The organism is Prevotella sp. TCVGH, from assembly GCF_023522295.1.
Taxonomy (GTDB): Bacteria; Bacteroidota; Bacteroidia; order Bacteroidales; family Bacteroidaceae; genus Prevotella; species Prevotella timonensis.
The window spans coordinates 1-8,530 of sequence record NZ_QFFX01000088.1 but is presented as its reverse complement, the minus strand read 5'-3'; the positions used below and the strand labels follow the sequence as shown (position 1 = coordinate 8,530).

At 44.8% G+C, this 8,530-nt stretch carries 10 protein-coding genes; 3 read left to right on the top strand and 7 right to left on the bottom strand.

Annotated features, from left to right (window positions below; translation table 11 throughout):
• Positions 1-72: 72 nt before the first annotated feature.
• Genes DEM91_RS11490 through DEM91_RS11470 form a run of 5 tightly spaced genes read right to left on the bottom strand, consistent with a single transcriptional unit; the run spans position 73 to position 4,154 of the window.
• Positions 73-243 (bottom strand): hypothetical protein, encoded by a 171-nt coding sequence (locus DEM91_RS11490; protein ID WP_249859016.1) that lies wholly within the window; start codon positions 241-243, stop codon positions 73-75.
• A gap of 1 nt (position 244) precedes the next feature.
• Positions 245-880 carry an AAA family ATPase gene (locus tag DEM91_RS11485; RefSeq protein ID WP_249859015.1) on the bottom strand — a complete coding sequence of 212 codons (636 nt, stop codon included), beginning with the start codon at positions 878-880 and terminating at the stop codon, positions 245-247.
• On the bottom strand, positions 880-1,755 hold the full coding sequence (locus DEM91_RS11480) for an AAA family ATPase (RefSeq protein WP_249859014.1): 876 nt from the start codon (positions 1,753-1,755) through the stop codon (positions 880-882). Before DEM91_RS11480 ends, DEM91_RS11485 begins: the two co-directional genes overlap by 1 nt.
• Positions 1,756-1,780: 25 nt before the next feature.
• Complete coding sequence (locus tag DEM91_RS11475; protein ID WP_249859013.1) at positions 1,781-3,772, bottom strand: hypothetical protein; 1,992 nt, start codon at positions 3,770-3,772, stop codon at positions 1,781-1,783.
• 13 nt (positions 3,773-3,785) lie between these two features.
• A complete protein-coding gene (locus DEM91_RS11470; protein WP_249859012.1) occupies positions 3,786-4,154 on the bottom strand; it encodes a hypothetical protein in 369 nt (122 codons plus the stop codon).
• Positions 4,155-4,219: 65 nt separating this feature from the next.
• Here DEM91_RS11470 and DEM91_RS11465 point away from each other — a divergent pair, with 65 nt between their 5' ends.
• The 3 genes from DEM91_RS11465 to DEM91_RS11455 all read left to right on the top strand — a co-directional run bounded on the left by DEM91_RS11465 (position 4,220) and on the right by DEM91_RS11455 (position 6,144).
• On the top strand, positions 4,220-4,555 hold the full coding sequence (locus DEM91_RS11465) for a hypothetical protein (RefSeq protein ID WP_249859011.1): 336 nt from the start codon (positions 4,220-4,222) through the stop codon (positions 4,553-4,555).
• Between the two features lie 223 nt (positions 4,556-4,778).
• Complete coding sequence (locus tag DEM91_RS11460) at positions 4,779-5,432, top strand: S24 family peptidase (RefSeq protein ID WP_197061675.1); 654 nt, start codon at positions 4,779-4,781, stop codon at positions 5,430-5,432.
• Positions 5,433-5,475: 43 nt separating this feature from the next.
• Positions 5,476-6,144 (top strand): hypothetical protein, encoded by a 669-nt coding sequence (locus DEM91_RS11455; RefSeq protein ID WP_249859010.1) that lies wholly within the window; start codon positions 5,476-5,478, stop codon positions 6,142-6,144.
• Positions 6,145-6,623: 479 nt separating this feature from the next.
• On the opposite strand, the gene DEM91_RS11450 is transcribed toward DEM91_RS11455, so the two are convergent.
• Positions 6,624-6,863: a hypothetical protein gene (locus DEM91_RS11450; protein WP_036929665.1), complete on the bottom strand. Its 240-nt coding sequence runs from the start codon at positions 6,861-6,863 to the stop codon at positions 6,624-6,626.
• A 722-nt stretch (positions 6,864-7,585) separates the two neighbouring features.
• Positions 7,586-8,035, bottom strand: a complete 450-nt coding sequence (gene bcp, locus DEM91_RS11445; RefSeq protein WP_249859009.1) for a thioredoxin-dependent thiol peroxidase — start codon at positions 8,033-8,035, stop codon at positions 7,586-7,588.
• Positions 8,036-8,530 lie beyond the last annotated feature (495 nt).

Below are 8,530 nucleotides of genomic sequence, written 5' to 3'. Positions count from 1 at the left end.
CCGGAGGCGCGAAGCCTCCGAAGAGCGGCATCCGACTTGTCTCCGTGTGTTAGCCTTTGCAAACATAGTAACTTATTGTATTTCAAGTTGTACATGAAAATAAAACTCCTTACACAGGCGTTTTATCTGTATAATCTTGAAAGGCTCGCCATCAAACGCAAAGAATATCGTGCGTTTCCGTGTCTGTACCCTCACACCTTTCTTTCTTAACCTGTACAGCAGGTTGTCTCGTTTGCTTGCCATATCACAGATTGTTACTCGTTTTCAAAATACCTTCTTTCCACACCACGTAATGATTTCCAGCTTCACCGATTGACCTGCCCAAGCAGTAGGCCTTATAACCCATCACGCGCACTTTCATATCGCAGATATACCTCAGCCGTCGTGCCGGTTTCCCTGTTGGCTCACTTTTGTCTTCCTGACTGATGAAGATGAAGCACTTGCGATTGAAACGGCGCATCAAGGCAACTGCAGCAGGATAAGTCCATCCGAAATCGTCGTATGCCACTTGATAAGAGTCCACGATAATGAATTTCGGAGATTTTGGCTTGGCAAGACGCTCGGCAAGTTCCTCTATCGACTCATCTGTAACGACCCGGAAGCGGCCCTGCACCTCGTTCATTCCCAAATAGCCCATGCGACGCTGGAAACTCTGGTTCACGCGTTCTTCATAACTCATGTAAAGGACAAGCCCATACTTGCACAGCTCCTTCCCCAACTGCATTACGAATGAACTCTTGCCCTGTGCGCTCGCACCGCTGATAAACCAAGAGGCATTCTCAGCAGGGAAACCGAACGGATCACTCCACTGCTCACCCCAAGGCAAAGTCACCCATTTCTTGGCTGCAATATCTTTCGGACTGTACGCTCGTTTCGCCATTACGCGCCTTCCTTAAGTTTGCTGATTTCTGTATAAACCCTTCGCAGTCCGCCGCCGCTCTTGCGTACTATTTGACCGATGTCCGTGCCTTTCGGGGCATTCACGCTTGCCACAGCCCGGGCTTGATCCAAGAGGAACTCACGGCGGTCATCTTCTTGATCAGGCGTTACCTTACTGTACTTGCCGCCGTATCGTGAGAATATCTCGGCATAGCCTACCTTCTGATGTTCCACCATTCTGTTGATCTTGGCACGCAAACCATCGGCTCCCATCATATACCAACCACAGCACATTTCCGTTGCGTTCCACAAGGCTTTTAGTTCAAGGAAAGCCTCGTACTGCAAGTCGCCGGCTTCGTCCAGCACCACCAATGGACGCTCCATACTTCGCAAGTAGTACACCAGGTCTTCGTATGTGTCCTGATACTTGCCCGTAGCGCCCACGCCGAACTCCTTGGCTATCTTCCTCACCAGCGCACGCTTGGTTTTCACCTGTGAGCAGTCTACGTAAATAGCGTTACGGTGTTCCTTTACGTACCAACGCGCAGTATAGGTTTTGCCGATGTTCGGAAGGTCGCAGAGTATTACGCTCAGGCTGCGTTCCTGGCAGACACCCAACTGCAGGCTGATATATTTGAAAGTCTCCGTCTGTGCACCTTTCCACTCTATTGTCTCGCGTAGGTTCACATCCAGCTTCCGGGCAATGTTCACCCAGTTGGCGTCGCTCAGCGCTTTCTCCGTCTGACCTTTTTTCAAACCGTTGTACACGCTGGCAGATATGCCCAGCGCCGATGCGTGCTTCGCATCGCTCGGATAGTTCTTGCGGTTGGAGGCTATCGCCTCTAATATCCGCTGTTTTTGCATCTCACTAATCATATTCTAATGGCATTTTAACGTTATTCTATATATCTGCGACTGCTCTGTCGGATGCGCTTGGCAACGGCATTCTTGGCTCATATTTCAGAGGAGCGGAGGGTTTCAGTTCCAGTACCTCCTGCTGTGCCTGTTGGCTCGGCTTCAGTATTCCCAGTCTGTCGATGGCGTTGTCCTCAACATATTTGTTGAATTTCGCTATCTTCTTCTGCTGTTCCACGAACGCTGCTTGGTCTTCTTCAGTCTGTTCGGCCATCACACGGCTGTAGGTGTTCACTTTCTCAACTGTGTCGATGTATTTGCTCTTTTGATAGATAAACACCTCTTGTGGTGCGCCCTCATCGTCCGGCAGATAGCAGGCGGTAACCTTGTAATTGTTCGGTTCCAGCCGTTCCAGTACGCTCGTGCTGCTCAGCCACCAGTCTTCGTGGACCACCCTTACGGTCGAATTCCTGCGAATACTCGTTTCCACACGCTCGCCGATGTGATAGGCAAGCGTTCTCGCGTCGTAGGGAAGCAGGTTCGGGTTGATGTTGGCCTCCAGCACCTGCCAGCGCGTCATACCCGGATACATCTTCTGATTCGGGTGCAGCATATTGTTCCACTCTTCATTGTCCTTACGGTCATCGGCAACCAGCTGCTCCCAAGTGAAATATTCCTTGTCCTCGTAGAGTTCGTTGGTCTCATCGCTGATTTTCTGATACTCCTGACGCCACTTGCCCTTGCCATAGAAACGACCGATACCCCCGTGGTTCTTGTGTATCACGCTGCGCTTCTTCGCACCATTCAATGGCTCGGCATATTTCTCTTGTGAGTTCAGAGGGGCGCAGAAGCGCACGAACTTGAACACGGTCTCGGCTTTCAGAAAGCCCTCTTTATACTGACTCATCAGGTGGTTCTCCACCTCGATACCAGCAGGAATGCCCCAGCCGTTACTGGCTATCAGCCGAAACATGTCACGGAAACAGTCCACCACAAGCCGCTCGTCCTTCTTCCTCGCATAGCTCGCGCCTATCACGCACTGACTCACCACATCGTAGGCATAATATGCATGCACCCGCTGCTTCGTGTCTTTCAGCTTTCGTGTCAGGTCCACGTCGTCCATCGTTATCTGGCTCAGTGAGAACTGTCCGCTATGACGGTGCATATAAGGCATTTGTTCGTGCATAAAGGTACTCCAGCTCGACAGCGACTTTTCTATCAGCATTTTGGTTGCCGGCTCGTTCAGTATATTGTTGATGGTGCTCTCGCTCAGGGACTTCGGGTCGCCGTTCTTATCCGTGAAATCATCGGGATTGAACAGTTCGCCAGTCTTCGGGTCGTAAACATCAAGCTCGCCACAGACAAAGCTGATATACATCTCGTGTACGTTGCTGTTGTAGGGTTTGTTCGGCAAGACTGCCAAGCCACGGACCAGTTGCTTGGTCTTGTAATCCACCTTCCTTGCACTCTGGTTGCCGAACTTGCCGCTGATTAAGCAACCGTAGCCACCTCGCTTGTAGTCGTTCACCTTCTTCCTGAAACGCAGCGTACTCGTCGGAAGTGTGTGACCCAGTTCTTCGCGCAGGATTTCAATGGTCTTGGCCATCATGTCCCAGTTGTACTTGCCACCAAACAGGCGTTGGCTGTCCCGTGCACGCTCGTAGAGCTTGATGCAGCAGTTCAGCACCGAAGCGTTGATTATGTACTCGCGTTTCTTTTTCTCGTCAAGGTCGATGCCTGTCTTGCTTCGGTCATGGAAGAAGGCGATGGCTGCCTGATCCATTTCGTAATTGGAAAGCACCCATGCCTTGATGCGAACCTTGTCGCCGCCGGGGTACTTTTTCTCAACAGCCTCCTTATACTTACTCGGCAAACTGTCTATGGCAATCAGAGCACAACAGTCATTCGCACCACCACCGCGACGAACCACCTTCACCTTCTTTCGATAGGTCAGGTTATTGTAGTTGGAGGCTGTTATAATGCCACCATCTACGAGTTCGCTGTATGATATGCAAAGTTTATTACCGTAATACTCCATGCTGCTTTTTTCTTTATCGCAATGTTGCTGCCCAGTCCTGAATGCCCTGAATATCACTTGTCATCACTTTCTCAAAGTGGCGCACTTTCTCTCCATGCTTATACACGTCGCAGACAGGCTCCTTCTTTGAGAACTCCAATAGCACGTCACCAAGATACTGCCGCATATAACCGTCAGCATCATGCAGCACCTCCAACTCTGGAGCTTCAACCATCACAATACCGCCACGCTGCAACGCAAGTGTGCGGATCTTCTTCATAAGGTCGTTACCTTCGCTCATATTCTCAAAGTGTGTAGCGTTGTAAATTGTGCGCTCTGTAATATCCAGTGCCTTCGCGATAAACTCGCGATCTGCTTTTTGTATGTGAATGTACTTTTTCATAATCTCACTTAGTTTAATTCGTTTATTTTTACTAACTTTATAGCCAAATTCCAAATAGAAAAAATATGGTACCTGAAGTATTACTTACAATCGACATTGTCCCTCTTGACCAAACAATGGACGAGAAAGTGCTTCTTGAACTAATTGCCCCCTGTCTAAATCGCCTGAAGGCGTTAAAGGGTAGCTTTGACCGCAATACTGACATACAGCCCTCTGTCGGTCAATACGCACAAGAAGATGGCAGTCAGAAACGAACCGCCCGCGTGGTGCTGTCAATTTCTGTCGGGATGCAGCGCGCACTGCATCTTCAGCAAGTTTTTGAGGCCTATCATGCGCTTCTGAGTTACGAATTGCCCGCCTGTCTTGTAAACGCTCATTCAGAAATCTTGAGATTTCAGTAGCAGAAAATCTTTTGTTGCTCATAATCTTCAATATTTAATCATTAAAATTCTTAATCCTCGCCCCTTTTTCGTATCTTTGGGCGCGTTTCCTAATGGAATACGTTGCAAAGATACAGTTTTCTGTAATACGGACAAAGTTTTTAGGTAATTATTTTTCAATATTCTGTATATGGGAGATAAAAAAGAGGTCTCAAGCAGATTTATAGAGGCCTATGAAAGGCTTTTGAGTGATGGCTTGGTAACCAGTAAGAAAGAGTTTGCATCCAGTGTAGGCGTCAGCCCATCCATGGTAACCGAGATTTCTAAGGGAAGGAGCAGTGTTGGAACTTCAGCAATACAGAATATTGTACTTCTTTATGGGATTTCAGGGGAATGGCTTCTCACAGGCACAGGGAATATGCTTAAATCTGACCTCGACAAGCCAATAGAAGCCCATAAGAGGTCTGCCGAACCTCCCAAATCCTCCAATAAGCGGAGGGGCATCCCTCTTATTCCCATAGATGCCGTGGCAGGTTTCCCATCCGCCGACAATGATGGCGTATATATGGAAGACTGCGAACACTACTCAATCCCGGAGTTTGAGGCGAAGGGGGCAAACTTTCTCATCCGGGTTTCAGGCGACTCCATGCACCCCCTCTATGAGAATGGCGACATCATCGCTTGCCGTAAAATTTCCGACATACTCTTCTTCCAATGGGGTGGCATCTACGTCCTCGACACCAGTCAGGGTGCCCTCGTCAAACGAGTGGAGGAAGCAGAAGACGATCAAGAATCCATCCTCTGTATTTCCGAAAACCCACGCTTCAAGCCATTCCACCTTCCTAAGTCCGACATCCGCTCTCTCAGTACGATCATCGGCCTTGTTCGCTTGGTATAACTTCGCCTTCCTTCTGTATCATAAATAATTAAAATTTTATACAATGAAAAAATATCTATTACTATTAGCTTTTATGTTTCTAACTTCGACTAATTCTATTGCACAAAAATTTGAATGTATGGACTTTGTTTCTAAACAAGTAAAATGGAATGCAATAAAAAAAAGTAGCAATAAGAAATGGGCAAAAGAGGCTATAAAACATTTTCCACTTAATTTGGATGGAGACATTTATTATAAGTATAATGTGGCTAATAATTGCAATATGACCACTAAAGAAATGACGAAGATAAGTTATGGCTTCTTAAAATCGATTCTTAATTTAGAAAAAGGTGCAGAAATAAAGATAGACACGATTAATAATATTTGCTACGGTGAAGGGAAATGGGCAAATGTGGGGCAAGTCACAGGACTTTATAATGCAACTATTATACATGCTGAATTAAAAATAAGGATAAAGGTATATAAAGATTCTCTAACTTTTGAAACAAAAGTACCTCATTATATTTTGGGTGCATTTGATTTATTCAAAAAAGGGACAGAATCAAATTTAATATCTCCTAAAGCTGTGTTCCCGTCAAATCTTAATGGTGATCATAAAGAATCTTATTCACAGGCATTTATTAACTGCAATGCATACTCCTACAATACAATGTCATCCTTTTTATCTTACTTGAATAAACATAATGATGATAAAAGCATTGACACTTGGTAATAATCACCCAATAATGTCCAATTTTAGTTATTCGCACAAACCTATATAACACTTTTATTGTACAGGTTATAATTCGGTCACTTCAACGTTCTCCCACAGCCCCCCATCTCCCCCCCCCATGCCCCCCTTTCGGGGGCTTCCCCCTCTTTTTAGTTTCCTTATAACGAATAAGTGCCTGATTTCTCGTTATATAATAAGGTGAAACTTCAAAACATGGTGGCATTTAGGGGGGGGGCTATCGGTACTAAAAACGCACTTATCTTTGAAAAAACAGTATCTTCACCCCCTTGTATCGTACCCCCTCAAAACCCTATTTTGAATAACCACTTTAATATAAATGAATAACCACTTTGAATAACCGGTTGAATAAGCACCCCCCTAAAATCACCCACAGAGCACGAAAAAAAGGGTGATAAAACCACGCTGATTTTACCACCCTTTCAAACGGCGTTTTAAGGCTGTTCTAAGCCCCTTCTTTATTAGTCTTTATACGTTACCCCTGAACCGCCCGAAATAAGCGTAGATTGCTTTATAATAGCCTGTTTCGTGATAATAGTGCCGTTCCCAGATAGCCCGGCATGGAGCAAATAATTGCGTGTGGCGCCCACCTGTTTAGGCGTAAACACTGTATAAACGGCTGATATGCTACTGAAATACCAGTCCTTTCGCTTCGTTCCTTCTAATCCGTGTATCAAATGTACATGTATAACCTTTGCCATAATCCATATTTTTACGATGCAAATATACCAAATAATATCTATATGGAATAAAATAGCATTTTGTTTTTTTTGAAAAAGCAATAAAAAAGAGCGGAATACCCACCCTCAGTTCTGTCCGGTTTGGCTCAATGTAAACCAGTCGTAACTGTATGTAAACGTTTAGCCCCTCTTTTAAGCCTCAACAAGCACCAGATGTAAACCAAAATTAAACCAATGTAAACGTTTCGTTTTAGAGGCTCATATTTTATCTAAACGCATAACTCTTTGAAACATAAAACAATAAGCCGTTTTTATCCTCAATTCATTTTATACGCTTCGTTCTGTGCCCCATACTTGGCTCCACCATAAGCGGAGGAACTAAGACGATTGGACTACTTATCAATGTGACAAGTGCAGGAATAAAACACCGAAGTTTGTACTCGTGCTTTCTTATAGCGAAAAGAACTTCCCGCTTTTTTGATTGTTGCGGGAAGATTCAGTCGTTACATTTGCATCCCCCTTGTTCGGAAGAGTAAGGGGAAAGCTTTAAGGCTGGTTCTATAAATTACCACCGCACATAGTCATCAAATGTTTATGAAATGCGTTTTGTTATCTTTTGGCTTCTTTTTGGTTCAAAATGTAAGTTCGTTCAGTCGTGTAGCTCGCTACACTCCTTCACTCTCTTGCATTTTGACCTCAAAAATAAGCTCAAAATTTAACAAAGCTAATTTATAGAACCAGCCTTATCCCAAAATCTGTGCAGCGTGTTCTTTCACCTTGATTTCTTTCGGTGTAATAATACGTTCCACTTTACCTTCTTCGTTGATGATGAATGTGGTGCGGAAAGTTCCCATGTATTTTCTGCCGCACATGCTCTTCTCGCCCCATACGCCAAAGGCATTGTTCAATGTCTTCTCTGTGTCGGCAATCAGTGGGAATGGAAGTTCGTGCTTCTCAATAAACTTCTTGTGCGATTTCTCGTCTTGCACGCTCACGCCCACTATGGCATAGCCTGCATCCAGAAAACGTTGATAATTGTCGCGCAGATTGCATGCTTCTGTCGTGCAACCGGGGGTGTTGTCTTTCGGATAAAAGTACAACACTAATTTCTTACCCTTGAAGTCTGCCAACTTCACTTCCTTTCCATCTTGGTCGCGTCCTAATATCTCGGGCGCCTTATCTCCTATGTTCATTTGCTTTTAGTTTTGTACCCACTTTTCAGTTCATTGCTGTTAGTGGGCTAAGTTATTACTCTACGAAGATAAGAAAAAATATCCAACTATCATTATCTTTTTCCAAATTTTCATTTTTTTAGATAAAATATTTAGTGGTTTTTGTCCTGTTATTTTACCAAAAAACGGTCATCTAAAATCTTCAAAATAGAAAAAACCAATAGGCAAACGAACTGCAAAAATGGGCTGATTTGAGCAAAATAAGAGCCTTTTCAAGTTGAAACATTGATTTAACGCCCTTGGAAACATGTATTAGAGGTGTTGTTCACATGCTTCAGCAGCCTTAAAGCATGCAAATTGCAGGCTTATCTCAATGCTTTAATCGCCAAAAAAGGATGGAAATAGGAAGAAAAAGAGCAGGCTTAAGCGTAACATGTTAAATAATAAGTTACTATGTTTGCAAAGGCTAACACACGGAGACAAGTCGGATGCCGCTCTTCGGAGGCTTCGCGCCTC

Excerpts from the sequence above, each read along its gene's own strand:
- DEM91_RS11490 (WP_249859016.1), bottom strand. The coding sequence starts at position 243 with ATGGCAAGCAAACGAGACAACCTGCTGTACAGGTTAAGAAAGAAAGGT.
- DEM91_RS11485 (WP_249859015.1), bottom strand. The coding sequence starts at position 880 with ATGGCGAAACGAGCGTACAGTCCGAAAGATATTGCAGCCAAGAAATGG.
- DEM91_RS11480 (WP_249859014.1), bottom strand. The coding sequence starts at position 1,755 with ATGATTAGTGAGATGCAAAAACAGCGGATATTAGAGGCGATAGCCTCC.
- DEM91_RS11475 (WP_249859013.1), bottom strand. The coding sequence starts at position 3,772 with ATGGAGTATTACGGTAATAAACTTTGCATATCATACAGCGAACTCGTA.
- DEM91_RS11470 (WP_249859012.1), bottom strand. The coding sequence starts at position 4,154 with ATGAAAAAGTACATTCACATACAAAAAGCAGATCGCGAGTTTATCGCG.
- DEM91_RS11465 (WP_249859011.1), top strand. The coding sequence starts at position 4,220 with ATGGTACCTGAAGTATTACTTACAATCGACATTGTCCCTCTTGACCAA.
- DEM91_RS11455 (WP_249859010.1), top strand. The coding sequence starts at position 5,476 with ATGAAAAAATATCTATTACTATTAGCTTTTATGTTTCTAACTTCGACT.
- DEM91_RS11450 (WP_036929665.1), bottom strand. The coding sequence starts at position 6,863 with ATGGCAAAGGTTATACATGTACATTTGATACACGGATTAGAAGGAACG.
- bcp (WP_249859009.1), bottom strand. The coding sequence starts at position 8,035 with ATGAACATAGGAGATAAGGCGCCCGAGATATTAGGACGCGACCAAGAT.